At 61.0% G+C, this 19,128-nt stretch carries 17 protein-coding genes; 11 read left to right on the top strand and 6 right to left on the bottom strand.

Annotated elements, in window-relative coordinates:
* Window positions 1-50: 50 nt before the first annotated feature.
* The 5 genes from AMK02_RS20820 (at window position 51) to AMK02_RS20800 (ending at window position 6,468) form a co-directional block, all read left to right on the top strand.
* On the top strand, window positions 51-1,805 hold the full coding sequence (locus AMK02_RS20820; protein WP_064805763.1) for an alkaline phosphatase: 1,755 nt from the start codon (window positions 51-53) through the stop codon (window positions 1,803-1,805).
* 99 nt (window positions 1,806-1,904) lie between these two features.
* Window positions 1,905-2,366, top strand: a complete 462-nt coding sequence (locus AMK02_RS20815) for a hypothetical protein (protein ID WP_064805761.1) — start codon at window positions 1,905-1,907, stop codon at window positions 2,364-2,366.
* Between the two features lie 6 nt (window positions 2,367-2,372).
* Window positions 2,373-3,065, top strand: coding sequence for an ABC transporter ATP-binding protein (locus AMK02_RS20810; RefSeq protein WP_064805759.1), 693 nt, complete (start codon window positions 2,373-2,375; stop codon window positions 3,063-3,065).
* On the top strand, window positions 3,062-4,333 hold the full coding sequence (locus AMK02_RS20805) for an ABC transporter permease (protein ID WP_064805757.1): 1,272 nt from the start codon (window positions 3,062-3,064) through the stop codon (window positions 4,331-4,333). The genes AMK02_RS20810 and AMK02_RS20805 overlap by 4 nt, the downstream gene beginning before the upstream one ends.
* Window positions 4,334-4,581: 248 nt before the next feature.
* Complete coding sequence (locus AMK02_RS20800) at window positions 4,582-6,468, top strand: MFS transporter (RefSeq protein ID WP_064805755.1); 1,887 nt, start codon at window positions 4,582-4,584, stop codon at window positions 6,466-6,468.
* 43 nt (window positions 6,469-6,511) lie between these two features.
* On the opposite strand, the gene lpxE is transcribed toward AMK02_RS20800, so the two are convergent.
* Window positions 6,512-7,264, bottom strand: a complete 753-nt coding sequence (gene lpxE / locus AMK02_RS20795; protein WP_189636988.1) for a lipid A 1-phosphatase LpxE — start codon at window positions 7,262-7,264, stop codon at window positions 6,512-6,514.
* A 178-nt stretch (window positions 7,265-7,442) separates the two neighbouring features.
* Window positions 7,443-8,555, bottom strand: coding sequence for a 3-isopropylmalate dehydrogenase (gene leuB / locus AMK02_RS20790; RefSeq protein WP_064805753.1), 1,113 nt, complete (start codon window positions 8,553-8,555; stop codon window positions 7,443-7,445).
* A gap of 168 nt (window positions 8,556-8,723) precedes the next feature.
* On the opposite strand from leuB, the gene AMK02_RS20785 reads away from it, so the two are divergent.
* A complete protein-coding gene (locus AMK02_RS20785) occupies window positions 8,724-9,656 on the top strand; it encodes a pyridoxal-phosphate dependent enzyme (RefSeq protein ID WP_064805751.1) in 933 nt (310 codons plus the stop codon).
* A 101-nt stretch (window positions 9,657-9,757) separates the two neighbouring features.
* Here AMK02_RS20785 and leuD read toward each other — a convergent pair whose 3' ends face one another.
* From leuD to AMK02_RS20770, 3 genes are all read right to left on the bottom strand, one after another.
* Window positions 9,758-10,366 carry a 3-isopropylmalate dehydratase small subunit gene (gene leuD / locus AMK02_RS20780; RefSeq protein WP_064708129.1) on the bottom strand — a complete coding sequence of 203 codons (609 nt, stop codon included), beginning with the start codon at window positions 10,364-10,366 and terminating at the stop codon, window positions 9,758-9,760.
* 237 nt (window positions 10,367-10,603) lie between these two features.
* Window positions 10,604-11,023, bottom strand: coding sequence for a VOC family protein (locus tag AMK02_RS20775; RefSeq protein ID WP_064805749.1), 420 nt, complete (start codon window positions 11,021-11,023; stop codon window positions 10,604-10,606).
* A gap of 106 nt (window positions 11,024-11,129) precedes the next feature.
* Window positions 11,130-11,363, bottom strand: a complete 234-nt coding sequence (locus AMK02_RS20770) for a hypothetical protein (RefSeq protein WP_064708240.1) — start codon at window positions 11,361-11,363, stop codon at window positions 11,130-11,132.
* Window positions 11,364-11,476: 113 nt separating this feature from the next.
* On the opposite strand from AMK02_RS20770, the gene AMK02_RS20765 reads away from it, so the two are divergent.
* Both AMK02_RS20765 and AMK02_RS20760 read left to right on the top strand, forming a co-directional pair.
* Window positions 11,477-12,382: an HpcH/HpaI aldolase/citrate lyase family protein gene (locus AMK02_RS20765; RefSeq protein WP_064805747.1), complete on the top strand. Its 906-nt coding sequence runs from the start codon at window positions 11,477-11,479 to the stop codon at window positions 12,380-12,382.
* Window positions 12,382-12,588 carry a DUF1737 domain-containing protein gene (locus AMK02_RS20760; RefSeq protein WP_009996762.1) on the top strand — a complete coding sequence of 69 codons (207 nt, stop codon included), beginning with the start codon at window positions 12,382-12,384 and terminating at the stop codon, window positions 12,586-12,588. Before AMK02_RS20765 ends, AMK02_RS20760 begins: the two co-directional genes overlap by 1 nt.
* Before the next feature lie 23 nt (window positions 12,589-12,611).
* Here AMK02_RS20760 and AMK02_RS20755 read toward each other — a convergent pair whose 3' ends face one another.
* Complete coding sequence (locus AMK02_RS20755; protein WP_064805745.1) at window positions 12,612-13,049, bottom strand: metallopeptidase family protein; 438 nt, start codon at window positions 13,047-13,049, stop codon at window positions 12,612-12,614.
* Window positions 13,050-13,211: 162 nt separating this feature from the next.
* Here AMK02_RS20755 and AMK02_RS32200 point away from each other — a divergent pair, with 162 nt between their 5' ends.
* Genes AMK02_RS32200 through AMK02_RS20740 form a run of 3 tightly spaced genes read left to right on the top strand, consistent with a single transcriptional unit; the run spans window position 13,212 to window position 19,073 of the window.
* Window positions 13,212-14,165, top strand: a complete 954-nt coding sequence (locus AMK02_RS32200; RefSeq protein WP_064805743.1) for an ImuA family protein — start codon at window positions 13,212-13,214, stop codon at window positions 14,163-14,165.
* Between the two features lie 40 nt (window positions 14,166-14,205).
* Entirely contained in the window at window positions 14,206-15,624 is a 1,419-nt protein-coding gene (locus AMK02_RS20745; RefSeq protein WP_064805741.1) for a Y-family DNA polymerase, read from the top strand.
* Window positions 15,621-19,073: an error-prone DNA polymerase gene (locus AMK02_RS20740; protein ID WP_064805739.1), complete on the top strand. Its 3,453-nt coding sequence runs from the start codon at window positions 15,621-15,623 to the stop codon at window positions 19,071-19,073. The genes AMK02_RS20745 and AMK02_RS20740 overlap by 4 nt, the downstream gene beginning before the upstream one ends.
* Window positions 19,074-19,128 lie beyond the last annotated feature (55 nt).

Below are 19,128 nucleotides of genomic sequence, written 5' to 3'. Positions count from 1 at the left end.
AGATATCCCAGCCCGGTTGTTAATGTCTGCAACGAAAACGGGGGTTTTCCATGCGTATGCTTCTCGCCGCCTTTGCGGCCACCACCATCCTCGCGGGCGCCGCTCAGGCGACGACAGTCTATCCGCTTGATCGCGCGACGATCCTTGCCGGCTCCCCATTCGATTTCAAGGTCGAGCTCAACAAGCAGGTCAAGCCGGAAGATGTGAAGGTCACGGTCAACGGTCAGGATTACAAGACTGTCCTTGGGGGCGAAGCGCAGTTCATCGAGCTGGAAAAAGGCAAGGAAGACAAGGCCCTCGGTTCCGCTATTCTGCTCCGCGGCTTGAAGATCTCGGAACCCGGCGCCTACAAGATCGAGGTCTCCGCCGGCGATGAGACGAAGTCGGTCACCTGGGACGTTTACGAAACCGCCGCTCAGCCGAAGGCCAAGAACATTATCTTCCTCCTCGGCGACGGCCTTTCCGTCGCGCATCGCACCGCCGCCCGCATCATGTCCAAGGGCATGACCGAGGGCAAAGCGAACGGCCGCCTGAATATGGACGATCTCGATCATATGGCTTTTATCGGCACGTCAGCGACGAATGCCGTTGCCACGGACTCGGCCAACACCATGTCGGCCTTCATGACTGGGCACAAGACGGCCGTCAACGCGCTCGGTGTCTATGCGGACCGGACACCGGCCGCACTCGACGACCCGCGCGTCGAAACCTTTGGCGAGGCCGTTCGCCGCACGACGAAGAAGTCGATCGGCATTGTCGCGACCTCCGAGATCGAGGATGCGACGCCAGCTGCGGTCGTTTCCCATACCCGCAGCCGCAACGAAAAGGCCGACATCGTCGGCATGCTGCTCGAGGTGAAGCCAGAAGTCATCCTTGGCGGCGGCTCGGCCTATTTCCTCGGCAAGGAAGTCGCCGGCTCCAAGCGCAAGGACAATCAGGATTACATCAAGCTGTTCCAGGATGCCGGCTACAAGCTTGCGACCGACAAGAACGAGTTGGCCGCCAATGCGTCGGCTGAAGGCAACCTGCTCGGCCTCTTCCACACCGGCAATATGGACGTCACGCTCGATCGCGAGTTCCTGAAGAAAGGCACCGTCGACAAGTTCCCGAACCAGCCGGGTCTCGTCGAGATGACCAAGGTTGCGCTCGACCGCCTCTCGAAGAATGCTGACGGCTTCTTCCTGATGGTCGAAGGCTCCTCGATCGACAAGATGTCCCATCCGCTGGATTGGGACCGTGCGGTTCTCGACACCATCGAATTCGACAAGGCGATCGGCGTTGCCCGCGAATTCCAGAAGGCCCATCCGGACACTCTGATCGTCGTCACCGGCGACCACACGCACGGCGTATCGATCATCGGCACCGTCGACGACGAGAAGCCCGGCACGGAAATGCGCGAAAAGGTCGGCACCTACGCCGAGGCCGGCTTCCCGAACTACAAGGATGAAAATGGCGACGGTTATCCCGACAAGATCGACGTCAGCCGCCGCCTGTTCCTGAGCGCCAACAACGGCCCCGATCACTACGAGACCTTCCGTCCGAAGCTCGACGGTCCTTTCGTTCCGGCCGTCCAGAACGAGAAGAAGGAGTATGTCGCCAACGAACAGTATAAGGATGTTCCCGGCGCCGTCTTCGTACAGGGCAATCTTCCGAAGAGCAGCGAGAGCGGCGTTCATGCCGTCGATGACGTCGTCCTGCAGTCGGCGGGTCCGGGTGCCGAAGGCTTCCATGGTTACATGGAACAGAGCGACGTCTATCGCGTGCTCGCCGACACCTTCGCTCTCGGCGCCAAGCAGACGAACTGATTTTAAGCCGATCTTGCAGGGCCGCTTGCCGGCCTTGCCTCTTTTGTCGATCATGGTTCCGGCCATTCAGCGGCCGGGATCTGCTTCCTGGAGGTCGCCATGGACATATTCTCTTCGCTGCATCTCAGCCGCCGCCGGCTGATCGGCGCCGCTGTTGCGCTTCCCTTTATCGCCTCCATCGTTCGCGCTGCCGATCCTTCGCTCTCCTTCGGCGAGCTCTATGGTAAGTTCGGCGTGCTCGGCCTCGAATTCTCCGACAAGGTGAAGCGCCTTGCCGGCCAGGAAATCAGCATGAAGGGCTTCATGGCGCCGCCGCTGAAGGCCGAGGCGCAGTTCTTCGTACTCACCGAAGTGCCGATGTCGCTCTGCCCCTTCTGCTCTTCGGATGCGGACTGGCCCGACAATATCGTCGTGGTTTATCTCTCGGAAAAACAGACCTTCGTGCAGCCGCGCCAGACAATCGAAGTGCGCGGCACGCTGGAATACGGCTCCTGGACGGATCCGGAAACCGGCTTCGTCAGCCTGCTGCGGATCCGCCAAGCCGAATATTTCGCTGTTTGAACCGACATGCTCGCACTCGATATCGAAAACCTTGACGTTACCTTTCCGGGCCTCTCCTCGCCGGCGCTGGCGATCGGCCGCCTGTCGATCGTGGCCGGCAGCAGGGTCGCGATTACGGGAGCATCAGGCTCCGGCAAGAGCACCTTCGTCAATGTCGTCACCGGTCTGGAGCGGACGCGGCAGGGCCAGATCCGCTGGAACGGTGAGGATATCGCCGCTTTTTCGGAAAGCCGGCGCGACCGGTTCCGCGCCGTCAATATCGGCCTGGTCATGCAGGAATTCCATCTTTTCCCCGGCCTGTCGGCACTCGAGAACGTGCTTCTGCCTGCCCGGCTTGCCGGCGCCGCGACGGCCGCCGTCATCGAGCGGGCGCATGTGCTTTTGAACACCGTCAACCTGTCCCGGCCCGGCCAGAAGATCGAGACCATGTCGCGCGGCGAGATGCAGCGCGTGGCGATCGCCCGCGCGCTGCTGCGCAAGCCCGGTGTCATCATTGCCGATGAGCCGACCGCGAGCCTCGACGCAGAAAGCGGTGAGGCCGTCGGCGATCTCCTCCTCGAGCTTGCCAATGTCGAAGGCAGCACGCTGATCGTCGTTTCCCACGACCAGCGGCTCGCCGGCCGTCTCGACCGGCGCATCACGCTGAGCTCCGGCCGGATCAGCGAGGATGCCATTGCCGTTGCGGGAGAGGCCGCATGATCCGCTTCATTTGCGCCGATCTTCGCCGCCTGTGGGCGGGATCGCTGGTTGTCGTGCTGTTGTTGGCGCTTGCGACCGCGCTCGGCGTCTCCTTGGTCCTGCAGGAGCGGGCGCTTCGCCTCGGCAGCGCGCGCGCCGCCGATAAGTTCGACCTCGTCATCGGCGCCGGCGGCAGCGAGACGCAACTCGTGCTCTCCTCCGTCTTCCTGCAGCCCTCGCCCCTGCCGTTGATGCCGGGCGAGGTGCTGGCGAGACTTGCCGCCGACCCCCGAGTCGACTGGGCGGCGCCGATCGGCTTCGGCGATTCCTTCTCCGGCTACCCGATCGTCGGCACGACGGCAAAAATGTCGAACAAGCTGTCCGGTGACTTTGCCGAAGGCAAGGCTTTCACGCACGAAGGAGAGGCAGTGATCGGCTCCGCGGTCAGGCTTTCGCTCGGCGATGAAATCAAGCCGATGCACGGTTCGGCGGAAGAAGGGGGCGAAACCCATACCGAACTCGCCTATCATGTCGTCGGCCGCCTGCAGCCGACGGATACTGCCTGGGACCGGGCGATTCTCGTTCCCATTCAGGCGGTCTGGCACATTCACGGGCTGGACGCCGAGGAGCATACGGAAGGCGCCGAGGAGGGCGCACACGATCATGATCATGCCGGCGCCGATCATGACGCGCATGATCATCATGGGGAGCTCGATCCGGAAGCCGTGCTGAAAGAGACCTGGGCCGCAGATGCTCCAGGCCTTCCGGCTATCCTCGTCAAACCGAAAACGATCGCCGATGCCTATAAGCTTCGACAGGACTATCGCAACGGCAATACCATCGCCGTCTTCCCCGGCGAGGTCCTGACCAATCTTTACGCCACGCTCGGCGACGCCAAGCAGATCCTTGTCGCGGTCGCTTCCGGCGCACAAGCTCTCGTCGCGGCCTCGCTGGTGCTGGTCACGGTCATCCATATCGGCCAGCGCCGTCGCCAGATCGGCGCGCTCAGAGCCTTCGGAGCCCCGCGCGGCGCGATCTTCGGAATCGTCTTCCTGGAATTCTTCTTCCTGGTGGCGGTCGGCATAGCACTTGGATTTGCATTCGGTTTCGCCGCGGCGCTGACCTTGTCCGGCATGCTCTCCCAGACCAGCGGCATCGCCATGCCGGTTGGCTTCGCCCGGGAAGATGCCGGGCTTATGGGAGTGTTGCTTGCCTTTGCCGGCGTTCTCGCCGCGTTGCCGGCGGTGCTTGCCTACCGGCAATCGCCGGCGCAGGCGCTGAGGGCGTAGCAGGTTCCCTTTCGCAAACCGGCTGAAACCGTCCCGCCGCCAAATGTCATCGCCGGGCAGGAGGGCTGAGCAACGCCCCGATGCGCGTGACGGAACGCGGCCTTGTTAGACTAAAGTCATAATCCCAAAGCATCTCTCTTTGCGGCCCATCTTTTCTGGCACACTCTCGTCAGGCGTGTCGCGGCCAGGGGTATGCTTTGAGGAGAGTAGGCCGCGCGCGTTGCTCATCACTCTGTGGAGGACAGACAATGGCAAATGTCGCAAGCATCGACGGCGCGAAGGCCGGTCCGATGACGGGCGAGGAGAAGAAGGTCATCTTCGCCTCTTCGCTCGGTACCGTTTTCGAATGGTATGATTTCTATCTCTACGGTTCGCTCGCCACCTATATCGGCGCGACCTACTTCACCCAATATCCCGAGGCGACGCGCAACATCTTCACGCTGCTCGCCTTTGCCGCCGGCTTCCTGGTGCGTCCGTTCGGTGCGCTGGTGTTCGGCCGTCTCGGTGATCTCGTCGGCCGCAAATACACCTTCCTGGTGACGATCCTGATCATGGGCATGTCGACTTTTCTCGTCGGTATCCTGCCGGGAGCCGCCAGCATCGGCATCGCTGCTCCGATCATCCTGATCGGCCTGCGCCTGCTGCAGGGTCTGGCGCTCGGCGGTGAATATGGCGGTGCCGCGACCTATGTCGCCGAACATGCGCCGAACGGCCGTCGCGGCTATTTCACCTCATGGATTCAGACGACGGCAACGCTCGGCCTGTTCCTGTCGCTGATCGTCATCATTCTCGTTCAGTCGCTGATGGCTCCGGCTCAATTCGCCGCCTGGGGCTGGCGTATACCGTTCCTGGTCTCGGTCGTCCTGCTCGGCATTTCGGTCTGGATTCGCCTGAAGATGAATGAATCGCCGGCATTCCAGCGCATGAAGGCGGAAGGCAAGGGCTCCAAGGCGCCGCTGACCGAAGCTTTCGGGCAGTGGAAGAACGCCAAGATCGCACTCATCGCGCTTCTCGGCGCCACCATGGGCCAGGCGGTCGTCTGGTATGGCGGCCAGTTCTATGCGCTGTTCTTCCTGCAGAACGTGCTGAAGGTCGACCTCTTCTCGGCCAATGTCATGGTCGCTATTGCGCTCTTCCTCGGCACGCCATTCTTCGTCATCTTCGGCGGCCTTTCCGACAAGATCGGCCGCAAGCCGATCATCATGGCGGGCCTTCTCATCGCGGCGGTGACCTATAATCCGCTGTTCAAGGCGATGACCTGGACGGCAAACCCGGCACTTGCCGAAGCGCAGGCCTCGATCCGTGCAACAGTTACGGCCGATCCGGCGGACTGCAAGTTCCAGTTCAACCCGACGGGCACGGCGAAGTTCACCAGCTCCTGCGACGTGGCGACGGCGTTCCTGACCAAGAACTCGGTGCCTTATGACGTCGTACCCGGCCCCGCCGGACAGCCGGCGACGGTGAAGGTCGGTAACGCGACGGTCCCGAGCTTCGACGCCGCTGCCGCCGGCGACAAGGCGAAGGGCATGACCGCCGCTTTTGAAAAAGGCGTCAACATTGCTCTTCACGATGCCGGCTACCCGCTGAAGCGCGGCGTCGCCAAGGTGCCGGATGCCAAGCTCGATGCCTTTATCGCCGCCAATCCGGAACTTGCGCTCAATGCCGAGGCCGTACGCACCGGCGAGAAGGAAACCATGCCGGCAGCCAAGCTGGTCGAAGGCAAGCTGCTGACGGCGGACGAAGCCAATGGCGTCACCGACATGGCGGTCTACAACATCGCCAATGGCGGCACCTTCGCCATGGTCGCCGACCCGAATCGCGTCAACTGGATCGGCACGATCGCCATCCTGTTCGTCCTCGTGATCTATGTGACGATGGTCTATGGCCCGATCGCGGCACTTCTGGTCGAGCTCTTCCCGACCCGCATCCGCTACACCGGCATGTCGCTGCCCTATCACATCGGCAACGGCTGGTTCGGCGGCCTGCTGCCGGCGACGGCCTTCGCGATGAGCGCTGCCGCAGGCGATATCTATTACGGCCTCTGGTACCCGATCGTCTTTGCGGCGATCACCCTTGTCATCGGCGTGATCTTCCTGCCGGAGACGAAGAACAGGGATATCCACGCATTGGATTGATGACGCGTTCGCGTCTGACATGCTCGAGAAAACGGCCCGGCGCTCACAAGGCGCCGGGCTTTTCGATGTCGGGGAACAGGCGTTTTGCGAGCGGCCAGCCATCCGGCGCCAGTTTGAAGAGCAGGCCGCAGCGGGCAAAGACGATTGCCGTCAGTAGCGAGAACCAGCCGCCGAGTGCGAGGCCGGCGATAACGTCGCTTGGATAGTGCGCACCGACCATGACGCGCGTCATGGCAAGCCAGATGGCGCAGGCGATGAAGAGAATGCGGTAGCGCGGAAACAGAAGCGCAAAAGCGGCAAAGAAGGCGCCGACCGTGGTGGAATGGCCGGACGGAAAGCTTTCGAAAGCGGCATGGCCCGAAAAGGGTGTGAAAGAAAACATGCCGTAATCGTGGAAATGGTCGGGACGCGCCCTTCCAATCGCCCGTTTCAGGAGATTGGCGAGAAGTCCGGAGAAGACAACCGTGGTGAAGAGATAGGCGCCGATCCAACTGACATAAAGCGCCTGCGCCTTGGAGCGCGCGCTCTTCAAAAGCTTGTAACCCGCCCTGCCCTGAAAGAAGAGCAGAATGCTGATGCAGATCAGCCAGGCAGAATCGCCGAAGCCGGTCAGCAGCTGGCCGAGCTGCTTCACCACCGCAGGGCGTTCGCTGGCGCCGACCGGGGCATCGAAGAGCAGCATGGAAAGAGCCACGGCATTGATGGTGACGAAGAGGCAGGCCTGCCAGCGCAAGGGCGGCATGCCAACGCTGCCGCGGCGCCAGCGCCTATCAAGGGAAGCCCAAAATGCCCGCATCCTGTCGTCCGTTCGATTTTGCCGGGTTAAAATTCGGCGCAAAAATACACGAGATTGTGGCTGAGAATAGTCCGTTTCGGATATTTCGGCCGACCCGGCTGCGGCCGCTCGGCCTCACATGAAAAAGCCTTCCGCATGCGTGATGCGAAGGGCGGGAAACTGTTTCACGTGAAATATATCAGACGGAAAGCGCCTTGAACTCGGCGAGGATCGCATCGCCCATCTCGGCGGTGCCGACTTGCCTTGCGCCATCGGCCATGATGTCGCCGGTGCGGATGCCCTTGTCGAGCACGTTGGCGATCGCCTTTTCCAGATCGTCGGCTTCCTTCACCAGGTTGAAGGAGTAACGCAGGCACATGGCGAAGGAGGCGATCATGGCGATCGGATTGGCAATGCCCTTGCCGGCGATGTCGGGGGCCGAACCGTGCACCGGCTCGTAGAGCGCCTTGCGCTTGCCGGTTTTACCATCCGGCGCGCCGAGCGAAGCCGAGGGCAGCATGCCGAGTGAACCGGTCAACATGGCGGCGACGTCGGAGAGCATGTCGCCGAAAAGATTGTCGGTGACGATGACGTCGAACTGCTTGGGCTGTCGCACGAGCTGCATGCCGCCGGCATCGGCCAGCATATGTTCGAGCTGAACGTCGGAATATTTCGCCTTATGCGTTTCGGTCACGACCTGGTTCCACAGCACGCCCGACTTCATGACGTTGCGCTTTTCCATGGAGCAGACGCGGTTCTGCCTTGTGCGGGCCATTTCGAAAGCGACGCCGGCGATGCGTTCGATCTCGTAGGTATCGTAGACCTGCGTGTCGATGCCGCGCTTCTGGCCGTTGCCGAGGTCGATGATCTCCTTCGGTTCGCCGAAATAGACGCCGCCCGTCAGCTCGCGGATAATCAGAATGTCGAGGCCTTCGACCAGTTCCGGCTTCAGCGACGAGGCCGAGGCAAGAGCCGGATAGCAGATGGCGGGACGCAGGTTCGCGAAGAGCTGCAGGTCCTTGCGCAGGCGAAGCAGGCCGGCTTCCGGACGCACTTCGTAAGGCACGCTATCCCATTTGGGGCCGCCGACCGCGCCGAAGAGAACGGCGTCGGCGGCAAGCGCCTTCTGCATGTCGGCTTCCGAGATCGCCGTACCATGGGCATCATAGGCAGAGCCGCCGACAAGGCCTTCGTCGGTAACGAAACCGGCATTCATCGCCTCGTTCATATAGGCGATGATCTTGCGGACCTCGCCCATGGCCTCGGGACCGATGCCGTCACCCGGCAGCAGGAAAAGATTGCGCGCTGTCATGGAGCCCTCCTGGAAAAACAAGCTGCGGCTTCTTAGACCCCGGAACTGGGCATTTCAAGCGAGGGAACGGGCGAATCGGTACGCTTCGTTCTCAGCCACGATAGTTGCTCCGACGCCTTCAACTGGAATAGAACGGTAGGCTCCAGCATTTATTTCCGGAATGTTTCCATGCCTTCAGCGCCTCTTCATCTCGACACGCCTCTGGCTCGAACAGCGCCTGATTACAGCGCCAGCGGCAAGCCGCTCTGGCTGAAGCTCGATGCACTGCAGCCCTCCGGCAGCTTCAAGCTGCGCGGCGTCGGTCGGCTTTGCCGGCACGAGGTGGACAATGGCGCGCGCGAGATCTTCTGTGCTTCCGGCGGCAATGCCGGTATTGCCGCGGCCTATGCCGGCCGGGCGCTCGGCGTGCCGGTCACGATCGTCGTGCCGGAGACGACGGCGGCCGATGTTCGGCAGACGATTGCCGCAACCGGCGCCAATGTCCTCGTGCACGGAGCCGTTTTTGACGAAGCCAATGCCCACGCGGTCGAACTCGCCCGCAGCCGCAAGGCAAGTTATGTGCATCCTTTCGACCATCCGCTTCTGTGGGATGGCCATGCGACGCTGATCGACGAAGTGGTGGCGAAGGGGGCAAAATTTGACTGTGTCGTCACCAGCGTCGGCGGCGGCGGGCTGCTTGCCGGCATTGTCGAGGGGCTGAAGCGAAACGGGCTGCCCGACGTGCCTGTGATTGCCGTCGAAACCGAAGGGGCAGCTTCGCTGCATGAGAGCCTCAAGGCAAATGAGCGCATCGCCCTGCCCGCAATCACCTCGATCGCCACATCGCTCGGCGCGCGGCAGGTGGCCCCGCATGTCTTCGACCTGCCGAAACGGCATCCGATCGAAAGCGTTCTCGTCAGCGACGCCGACGCCGTTGCCGCCTGTCTGAAATTTGCCGATGCGCAGCGCATCCTGGTCGAGCCGGCCTGCGGTGCTGCCCTTGCCGTTGCCGATGTGCATGCCGGGCTGCTTGCCCGCTTCGACAATCCGCTGATCGAAGTCTGCGGCGGCATCGGCGTGTCGCTGGAAAAGCTGAGGCTCTGGAAAGAGAAATTTCTCTGAGCTGCGGCAGTTACAGCGTCCTTTGCGCGCGTGAGATGCGCGCCGCTATAAAGAAAAAGCCGGGCGAAAGCCCGGCTTGATCGATCGGCAGTTCGTCAGGGTTAAGCGGCCCAGGGATGCGAAGCGGCGTTCTTCTTTTCGAATTCGTCGATCGCCTTACCTTTTTCCAGGGTCAGGCCGATATCGTCGAGGCCGTTCAGCAGGCAGTGGCGCTTGAACTCGTCGAGATCGAACTTGATCGAGCCGCCATCGGGGCCGGTGATCTCGAGGTTTTCGAGGTCGACTGTCAGGATGGCGTTGGAGCCGCGCGAGGCGTCATCCATCAGCTTGTCGAGGTCTTCCTGGCTCACCTTGATCGGCAGGATGCCGTTCTTGAAGCAGTTGTTGTAGAAAATGTCGGCAAAACTGGTGGAGATCACGCAGCGAATGCCGAAATCGAGCAGTGCCCAGGGAGCGTGCTCGCGCGAGGAACCGCAGCCGAAATTATCGCCGGCGACCAGAATCTTGGCATCGCGATAGGCCGGCTTGTTCAGCACGAAATCGGGATTTTCGGAGCCGTCTTCATTGTAGCGGGCTTCGGCGAAAAGGCCCTTGCCGAGACCGGTGCGCTTGATGGTCTTCAGATAGTCCTTCGGAATGATCATGTCGGTGTCGATGTTGACGACCGGCAGGGGGGCTGCAACGCCCGTGAGCTTCACGAATTTATCCATGACCCATGCTCCATTTCAGCAAATGTACTTTCCTGAATGTGCATCTAGTCCAGTTTTTTGCCGAAATGAAGGAGAATCTTTCTAAAGCGTACCGCGATCTTTCAGATTCGCTTGCTACGCTTTAGGTCTGGTCTGCCGCATGTCGTTCTCGCAAAACCGCTGCACACTTTTGCGCGACATGCTTTCAAATGATGGCCACGCGGCGTTTCGCGTGGCCTGGCAACGGTACGCGCCCCGTTATTTGGCAGGCGCGTTCAAACCCCAGAGGACGCCGAACGGGTCGCGAAGCTGGCCGTAACGGTCACCCCAGAACATCAGTTCGACCGGCATGACGACTTCGGCGCCGGCGGCCACGGCACGATCCCACCAGAAATCGATATCGTCGATGACAAGCTGGATGGCGAAGCCTTCATGACCTTTGAAGGGATGGCCGTATTCGGGATAGGCATCCGCCAGCATGAGGGAGCTGCCATTGATATAGAGATGAATATGCATCGTCCGGCCGCTTTCATCGACCGGCACCCTGTGGGCCTCTTCGGCACCGAAGGCCTTCTTGTAGAAATCCGCGGCCTTCACCGCGCCGTCGACGGTCAGATAGGGCAGCAGGCCATTCTTCACCGGCGGCAACTTGGCCGGCTTGTTTTCCGTCGTATCCATGCTCGTCCTCCATCGTTTTTGAGCGCCGGCAGAATGCCCGGCTGCTTCAAAGACGTATCATGGAAGCATGATGCGACAGTGTCGGCGATTTTTTTGAAAGCAGGCCTCAGAGATCGATGATCGTGCCGCGACCGTCGTTCCAGATGCGCATCTCCGGCTTGCCGTTGTTTGCCTTGGCGCGGACCGGAGCAGGCTTCATCTTCATCGAAAGCGCGCGTCCGACCATGAGCACGGTCAGGATGCCGCCGACGGCAAGCGTCACCGAGAAGGTGAGAAGCAGCATGGCGACAAAAAAGGTGGCGCCGGCCAGCATGAAGAAGATGGAGCGAATGTTCTGCATGGGTTTGAGACCTTTCTACAGAAAGGAATGTGGTCCTTCCTTTTCCTCTCTGCAAGGCAAGCATGGCTTTTTGTTGTCTTGCCGGGCTTTGCGAAGCTTGGCACTAATGGCTGATGAAGCAAACTACACCTCTGCGTTCCTCAAGTCTGCGCCGCTCGGTGCTGAGTGTCCCGGCCATCAATCTCCGGGCGCTCGAAAAGAGCCGTTCCCTTGATTGTGATGCGGTTATTTTTGATCTGGAGGATTCCGTCGCGCCGGAGAACAAGGGTCAGGCGCGGGAAAATCTGCGGGCTTTTTTTGCCGGGCCGCCGCTTGCGGGCAAGGAAAGGATCATCCGCATCAATTCTCTGTCATCCGCATTCGGGGCGGCGGATCTCGATCTGGTCAAGGCGCTTTTGCCCAACGCCGTTCTCCTGCCGAAAGTGGATGGCCCCCAGGATGTCACCGACATCGGCGATCTGCTTGCCGATGCAGATGCGCCGGAGGAGCTGCGCATCTGGGCCATGATCGAGACGCCGCGTGGCGTGCTGAATGTCAGGGCGATCGCCGAAGCCGGCTGCATACCGGGGGCGCGGCTCGATTGCGTCGTCGTCGGCCTCAATGATCTGCGCAAGGAGACCGGCGTCCTGCCGCAGCCGGGGCGAAGCTTTCTCGTGCCTTGGCTGATGCAGGTCATTCTGGCGGTCAAGGCCTCTGGGCTCGATGCGCTCGACAGCGTCTTCAACGATTTCCGGGATGGCGAAGGTTTCGACGTCGAATGCGGGCAGGGACGTGCCATGGGTTTTGCCGGCAAGATGCTGATCCACCCCGCGCAGATTGCGGCCGCCAACCGGCATTTCGGCCCGAGCGCGGAGGAGATTGCCGAGGCGCAGGCAATCATATCAGCCTTTGCTGATCCGGCGGCCAGGGGCCTCAACGTCATCAATGCGAACGGGCGGATGATCGAGCGGCTGCATCTTGTCCAGGCCGAAGCTCTGGTTCATAAAGCGCGTCTGATTTCTGCAAGAAAGCACGCCTGATGAAACTCTACCGCTTCCTGACCGGCCCCGACGACGCTTCCTTCTGCCACAAGGTTACCGCCGCCCTCAACAAGGGCTGGTCGCTGGAGGGTTCGCCGACCTATGCCTTCAATGCCGCAACCGGCGCGATGCAGTGCGGACAGGCCGTCGTCAAGACTGTCGAAGGCAAGGATTATGATCCGGAGATGAAGCTCTCCGAGCAATAGGACCTTCTGCCGAACGCACGGTTTCAGCGGTCGGCAGCTTCCTCGGCGCTGGCCTCGATCCGCTCCATATCCTCGTCGCTCAGCCCGAAATGGTGGCCGATCTCGTGGATCAGGACGTGAGTGATAATATCGCCGAGCGTCTCGTCGTTCTCGGCCCAATAATCGAGGATGGGGCGGCGGTAGAGACGGATGCGGTTCGGCATCTCGCCGGTTTCCACGGTGAAACGTTCGGAAATTCCCCTGCCTTCGAAAAGGCCGAGCAGATCGAAAGGGGTTTCCAGCGCCATGTCCTCGAAAACGTCGTCATCGGGGAAATCCTCGATCTCGATCGTGAGATTGGTCGTCAGCTGGCGGAATTCATCCGGTAGATGGCTGTAAGCCTCCATGGCCAGCGACTCGAAGGTGCTGATCGTCGGCGCATGGCGGTCCTGCCAATCATCGCTCTGGTCTATGCGGGCCATGAATATTCCTTCCTTTGCGGGCCCATATAGAACCTTTGCCGCCGATTTTCGAGTGCGGAATCAAAGGCAGGAATAAATTCATAGAAAATGGTTGTTGACTCTTCTTCAGCTCTCTGGAATCCATAAGAACATAACAGGAACAAGACGGACGGAGTAAACGCCATGGCGCAGAACGCCCTGGCGCGCGAGCGGCTTTTTGCGCTCCGCGAAACCATTGCCAAGCTGGAAGGAAAGCCTGCGCCGGCGCTTGCGGCAGCGGAGCGGGAAGCCCTGGCTTCGGGTGAGACCGGGCGGCAGGATGCGGAACGGAATGGGCGCGCACAGCGCCTGCCGTTTGGCGTGGCATCGCTCGACGAAGCGATGGAAGGCGGGCTGCCGCTCGATGCGATAACGGAAATCCGTTCGACGCTTTTCCGGGATGCGGGAGCTGCCAGTGGGTTCGCCCTTGCGGCCGCAGCGCTGCTGCAGCGAGTGGAGGAGGCGAGCGATTGTTCGCCAATACTCTGGATCGGCGATACGGTCTCGACGATGGAAGCCGGTCTTCCCTATGCAGTGGGTCTGCAGGATTTCGGCCTGCGGCCCGAGTGTTTCCTGCAGGCTTTGCCGCGCAAGCTCGACGAGGCGCTCTGGCTTGCGGAAACCGCGGTGGAAAGCGGCGCCTTTTCGGTGGTCATCCTGGAGATCAGGGGCAATCCTGCGCATTTCGGCCTGACCGAGAGCCGGCGGCTCGGTCTTCGCGCCAAGGCGGCCGGCCGGCCCCTCTTCCTGCTTCGGCAGGCCGGAGAGGAGGAGGCGAGCAGTGCCGCCTTCCGGCTGCTTGCCGAACCCGCGCCCTCCGGCATGCGGGCTCTGCCGGATGGATCGAGACTTGCCGGCAGTATCGGCAATCCGGTTTTTCATCTCAGCCTGGAGAAGAGCCGCAACCCGGCTCCGCTCTCCCTTCTTCTGGAGTGGAACCCCCATGAACGTCAGTTTTTCCCCATCGACGAGCCAAGGCGCGCTCTTACTCCAGACGAACGGTCAGCGCATCCTGGCGCTCAGCTTTCCGCATCTTTCGACGGACAGGATCGCCCGCAGAAAATGGGGTCTTTCCTGGCGTTCGAAAGGGCGTCCTGAGGCTGCGCCGATCGTCTGCGCCGGAAAGCACGAAAATGCCATGCGCCTGACGGCGCTGGACGAGGCCGCGGAGGCGCTTGGCCTGAAGAAGGGTCAGGGTGTCGCGGAAGCGCGCGCCATGCATCCGAAACTCGATATCGTTGAGGAGGATTCGGCCGCCGATGCGCGGCTGCTCGAAGCCATCGCCGACTGGTGCGACCGCTATACGCCGCTGGTGGCGATCGACGGACGGGACGGGCTGTTTCTCGACATTAGCGGCTGTGCCCATCTTTTCGGCGGCGAGAGAGCGTTGCTGAAGGATATTCTCCTCAGGCTTTTCCATATGGGGCTCGACGTCCAGGGTTCGATCTCCTCTTCGCCCGGCCTTTCCTCGGCCATCGCTCGTTTCGGCAATGGCGGCGTCATCGAAGACGAGGAAATGGAGGATGTGCTGGCGCCGCTGCCGGTCGCCGCGCTTCGATTGAACGAAGACACCGTGGCATCGCTGAAGAAGCTCGGGCTGAAATATATCGGCGATGTCATGAATGCGCCGCGGGCGCCGTTGACCCGCCGTTTTGGAGCGAACCTGCTTTTGCGGCTCGATCAGGCGCTCGGACATGACGAGGAACCGGTTTCGCCGCGCCTGCCGGTTGCGAGCCTTTCGGCCGAGCGGCGGCTGGCCGAGCCGATCGGCACCGAAGAGGATATTCTCGCCCTTGCCGGCCAGATCGCCGTGTCGCTGAAACCCTCCCTGGAAGCTCGCGGCGCCGGTGGCCGCGTCTTCGAACTCGTGCTGTTTCGGGTCGATGGCCGGGTTTTCCGGATTTCGGTCGGCGCTTCACGGCCGCTCAGAGAGCCGAAGCGGATCGCGGATCTTTTTTCCCAGCGTCTGCAGGCAATTCATGATGATCTCGATGCCGGATATGGTTTCGAGATCCTGCGGCTGAATGTCGTGCGCCATGAGCCCTTCGAAGGCACACAGGGTGACTTCGACGGCGGCCGGCAAAGAGAGGTCTCGCTTGCAGCTTTCGTCGACCGCGTCGCGGCCCGCCTTGGCGCGGACTGTCTCCAAAGCTTTCAGCTCCGCGAAAGCCACGTGCCGGAGCGTGCCGCTATTGCAAGCCCGTTCATGGAAAGTTTTCCGGCGCATCGCAGGAGCGAGGGATGCCGTCTTTCCCCAGCTCGCAGCGAGCGGCCCCTGAGGCTTTTTGCCAGACCGGAACCGGTGGAGGCCTTGCTTGCCGAAGTTCCGGAAGGGCCGCCGCAAAGTTTCCGGTGGCGCCGTATGCAGCATCAGGTTCTGCGCAGCGAAGGCCCGGAACGGCTTGCCATGGAGTGGTGGATCGATGGCGCCGACGCCAAAACGCGTGACTATTTCCGTGTCGAGGATAATGCCGGGCATCGTTTCTGGATTTATCGCGAAGGCTTTTACGGTGAAGAGCCGCCGCCGCGCTGGTTCATGCACGGGATTTTCGCATGAGTGCGGCACCTGCATTTTTCGAGATCGGCGCCCGCACCAATTTCTCCTTTCTGGAGGGTGCTTCGAAGCCCGAGGAAATGGTGGTGCAGGCCGCTGCGCTGAAACTTTCCGGTCTTGGAATCGCCGACCGGAATTCGGTAGCCGGCGTCGTTCGGGCGCATGCGCAGGCGCAGGAGATCGAAGAGAAATTCAGAAGAAGGCACGAGAAGAACCTCGACGGCAGAGAGGAAGAGAAGGTTCTCGATCCGATCCGGATTCAGCCGGGCGCCCGTCTCGTTTTTTCGGACGGAACGCCTGATATCCTTGCTTATCCTGAGAACAGGCAAGGGTGGGCGCATCTCTGCCGTTTGCTGAGTGCGGGAAATTTGAGAGCGGAGAAGGGATCCTGCCTGCTTTACGAGGCGGATATCATGGAATGGGGAGACAAGATGATGCTTGCCCTCGTTCCCGGCCAGGCGGCTGCCATCGAGCCTGTCGCCCAGCAGGAATTGGAAGCCTGTCTCGCCCGGTTCCGGAACCGTTTCGGCAAGGCGTTTCACGTGGCGCTGGCGCCTGCCTATGATGGCCGCGACAGGCAGGTTTTCGCGGCACTTTCCGTGATCGCCGCCCGCCACCGCATTCCTGTCATCGCGACCAACCAGCCGCTCTATCACCATACGGATCGCCGCCCCCTTTCCGATATCGTCATCTCGATCCGGGAGCATGTGCCGATCGCCGAGGCAGGATTTCTTCTTGCTCCGAATGCCGAGCGTTATCTCAAGGACCCACGTGAAATGGCCCGGCTGTTTCGCGACTATCCGGAGGCGATTGCCAATACCGGGACATTTTTCGGCAGGCTTTCGTTTTCGCTCGATGAGCTGAAACACAATTACCCGCCGGAAAACGATCCCGGCGAGACGCCTTATGAAACCCTCGAGCGTCTGACGAAGGAGGGCGCTGTGAAGCGCTATCCGGATGGCGTTCCTGCTCAAATCCAGACCCAGATCGACTATGAACTCAATCTCATCCGGGAGAAGAAATACGAGCCCTATTTCCTGACGGTCCACAAGCTTATCCAGCATGCACGTTATGAATTGAAGATCCTGTGCCAGGGCCGCGGTTCTGCAGCCAACTCGGTCATCTGCTATTGCCTCGAGATCACGGAAGTCGATCCGACCAAAAGCACGTTGCTTTTCGACCGCTTCATCTCGATGGATCGTGACGAGCCGCCTGACATCGATGTGGATTTCGAGCACGACCGACGCGAAGACGTCATCCAGCACATCTACAGAAAATATACCAAGGAGCATGCCGGGCTGACGGCCGGTGTCACCACCTATCGCACCCGTTCCGCCGGCCGCGAGGTCTCCAAGGCCTTCGGGCTTTCGGAGGACGTCCAAGCGGCGATCAGCAGCCTGGTCTGGGGCTGGTCGGAGGATAATCTGTCGGAGCGGGATGCCAAGGCGGCGGGGCTCGATATTTCGGACCCGGTGACATTAAACGTTCTGCGCTATGCGTCCGAGCTCCTCGGATTTCCGCGTCACCTGACCCAGCATGTCGGCGGCTTCGTCATCACCCGGGACCGGCTCGATGAAGTCGTGCCGATCATGAAGACGGCGATGCCGGATCGCTACATGATCGAATGGGACAAGGACGATCTCGACAATGTCAAGATCCTGAAGGTCGATGTTCTGGCGCTCGGAATGCTGACCTGTCTCAGGAAAGCTTTCTCGCTGCTCGAACTGCATTACGACGTGAAGAAAACCCTTGCCGATCTCGGCAATAGGGAACACGGAGACGAGGGCGTACCGGTTTATGACATGATGTGCCGGGCCGACACGCTGGGCGTCTTTCAGATCGAAAGCAGGGCGCAGATGAGCATGCTGCCCCGGCTGAAGCCGCGACGATTCTACGATCTCGTGATCGAAGTGGCGATCGTCCGTCCGGGACCAATTCAGGGCAATATGGTCCATCCCTACCTGACGCGACGGGAGCAGTCGCATTCTCCCGGTTTCAAGATCGACTATCCGAAAGACGAGATGATCCCGATCCTCAAGCGGACGCTTGGCGTCCCGCTGTTTCAGGAACAGGCGATGCAGATCGCGATTACGGCGGCGGGATTCTCGCCTGCCAAGGCCGACCGCCTGCGCCGCTCGATGGCGACCTTCAAGCGGTTGGGAAAGGTCAACGCGTTCAAGGATGATCTGATCAATGGCATGACCAGCAGAGGCTATCCGAGGGATTTCGCCGAACGCTGCTTCAGCCAGATCGAAGGCTTCGGCGAATATGGCTTTCCGGAAAGCCATGCGGCTTCCTTCGCCCTGCTGGTCTATGCCTCGTCCTGGATCAAGGCCTATTATCCCGACGTCTTTTGCGCTGCCATGCTCAATTCGCAGCCGATGGGCTTTTACGCGCCGGCGCAGCTTGTTCGTGATGCCAGGGAACACGGGGTCGAGGTCCGACCCGTCGACATCAACAGATCCAATTGGGATTGCCATCTCGAAGAGGCGGTATTCGACAGAACTGCCGTCGATAGGCGGCATGCCGATATGCGAGCCATCATCAAGGCAAAGCGAGCCGTTCGCCTCGGCTTTCGGCAGGTCAAGGGTCTGTCCGAGAAAGCGCTGGAGAGCCTTCTCGCCAACAGGGGCGATGGTTATGGCTCGGTTCGTGATCTCTGGCTGCGGTCCGGTCTCGACAAAGCCGATATCGAAAGGCTGGCGGATGCCGATGCCTTCGGCTCGATCGGCCTGTCGAGACGTGAGGCGCTTTGGGCTGCAAGGGCATTGGATACGAAATACGCTCCTGAAAAATTGCCTCTGTTCGATCGGGTGAACCATATCGATCTGCAGGTCGAACCGAAGACCAGTCTGCCTGATATGCCGCCGGGCGAGCAGGTGATCGAGGACTATCGTTATCTGTCATTGTCGCTGAAGGCGCATCCGGTGTCTTTCCTGCGGGAGGAATTCCGAAAGATGGGCATCACGCGCAATGTCGATCTCCTGACGGTGCCGAACGGAAAGAGGGTGACCATCGCCGGTCTGGTGCTGGTGCGCCAGCGCCCGGGTTCGGCCAAGGGCGTAATCTTCATGACGCTGGAGGATGAGACCGGCGTTGCCAACGCTATTGTCTGGAGCAAGATATTCGACAAATACCGGGCGGTCGTCATGGGCGCCCGGCTCGTGAAAATCCGAGGCAGGCTGCAAAGCCATAGCGGCGTAATCCATACGGTCGTCGAGCATATCGAGGATATGACGCCGGCACTTGGCATCTTACAACGCGAGGCCCGACGCTTCGGCGCCTGCGAGCGCGCCGACGAGGTGCTGAGGCCAGGGGTCGATCCACGACAGAGAAGGCTTGCGAATGCGCAGGAAAGTGTGGAATTTGAAAGGCAGGCGGGTGCCGCGGACCGCCATGCCGGTGCGGCGGAAACCGCCGGGGTCATGCCGCGCGGGCGGAACTTTCATTGAGCAGTCGGATCGACCGGGGCATGCCTTATCGTGCGATCGCCGCACAGTTTCAGTC

Source organism: Rhizobium sp. N731 (genome assembly GCF_001664145.1).
Lineage (GTDB): Bacteria > Pseudomonadota > Alphaproteobacteria > Rhizobiales > Rhizobiaceae > Rhizobium > Rhizobium esperanzae.
Note: the sequence above shows the minus strand (reverse complement) of the source record. Positions and strands in the feature narration are given on the sequence as shown.

Bases quoted from the DNA above. Each gene is read 5' to 3' on its own strand.
- AMK02_RS20820 (WP_064805763.1), top strand. From the start codon at position 51: ATGCGTATGCTTCTCGCCGCCTTTGCGGCCACCACCATCCTCGCGGGC.
- AMK02_RS20815 (WP_064805761.1), top strand. From the start codon at position 1,905: ATGGACATATTCTCTTCGCTGCATCTCAGCCGCCGCCGGCTGATCGGC.
- AMK02_RS20810 (WP_064805759.1), top strand. From the start codon at position 2,373: ATGCTCGCACTCGATATCGAAAACCTTGACGTTACCTTTCCGGGCCTC.
- AMK02_RS20805 (WP_064805757.1), top strand. From the start codon at position 3,062: ATGATCCGCTTCATTTGCGCCGATCTTCGCCGCCTGTGGGCGGGATCG.
- AMK02_RS20800 (WP_064805755.1), top strand. From the start codon at position 4,582: ATGGCAAATGTCGCAAGCATCGACGGCGCGAAGGCCGGTCCGATGACG.
- lpxE (WP_189636988.1), bottom strand. From the start codon at position 7,264: ATGCGGGCATTTTGGGCTTCCCTTGATAGGCGCTGGCGCCGCGGCAGC.
- leuB (WP_064805753.1), bottom strand. From the start codon at position 8,555: ATGACAGCGCGCAATCTTTTCCTGCTGCCGGGTGACGGCATCGGTCCC.
- AMK02_RS20785 (WP_064805751.1), top strand. From the start codon at position 8,724: ATGCCTTCAGCGCCTCTTCATCTCGACACGCCTCTGGCTCGAACAGCG.
- leuD (WP_064708129.1), bottom strand. From the start codon at position 10,366: ATGGATAAATTCGTGAAGCTCACGGGCGTTGCAGCCCCCCTGCCGGTC.
- AMK02_RS20775 (WP_064805749.1), bottom strand. From the start codon at position 11,023: ATGGATACGACGGAAAACAAGCCGGCCAAGTTGCCGCCGGTGAAGAAT.
- AMK02_RS20770 (WP_064708240.1), bottom strand. From the start codon at position 11,363: ATGCAGAACATTCGCTCCATCTTCTTCATGCTGGCCGGCGCCACCTTT.
- AMK02_RS20765 (WP_064805747.1), top strand. From the start codon at position 11,477: ATGAAGCAAACTACACCTCTGCGTTCCTCAAGTCTGCGCCGCTCGGTG.
- AMK02_RS20760 (WP_009996762.1), top strand. From the start codon at position 12,382: ATGAAACTCTACCGCTTCCTGACCGGCCCCGACGACGCTTCCTTCTGC.
- AMK02_RS20755 (WP_064805745.1), bottom strand. From the start codon at position 13,049: ATGGCCCGCATAGACCAGAGCGATGATTGGCAGGACCGCCATGCGCCG.
- AMK02_RS32200 (WP_064805743.1), top strand. From the start codon at position 13,212: ATGGCGCAGAACGCCCTGGCGCGCGAGCGGCTTTTTGCGCTCCGCGAA.
- AMK02_RS20745 (WP_064805741.1), top strand. From the start codon at position 14,206: ATGCGCCTGACGGCGCTGGACGAGGCCGCGGAGGCGCTTGGCCTGAAG.
- AMK02_RS20740 (WP_064805739.1), top strand. From the start codon at position 15,621: ATGAGTGCGGCACCTGCATTTTTCGAGATCGGCGCCCGCACCAATTTC.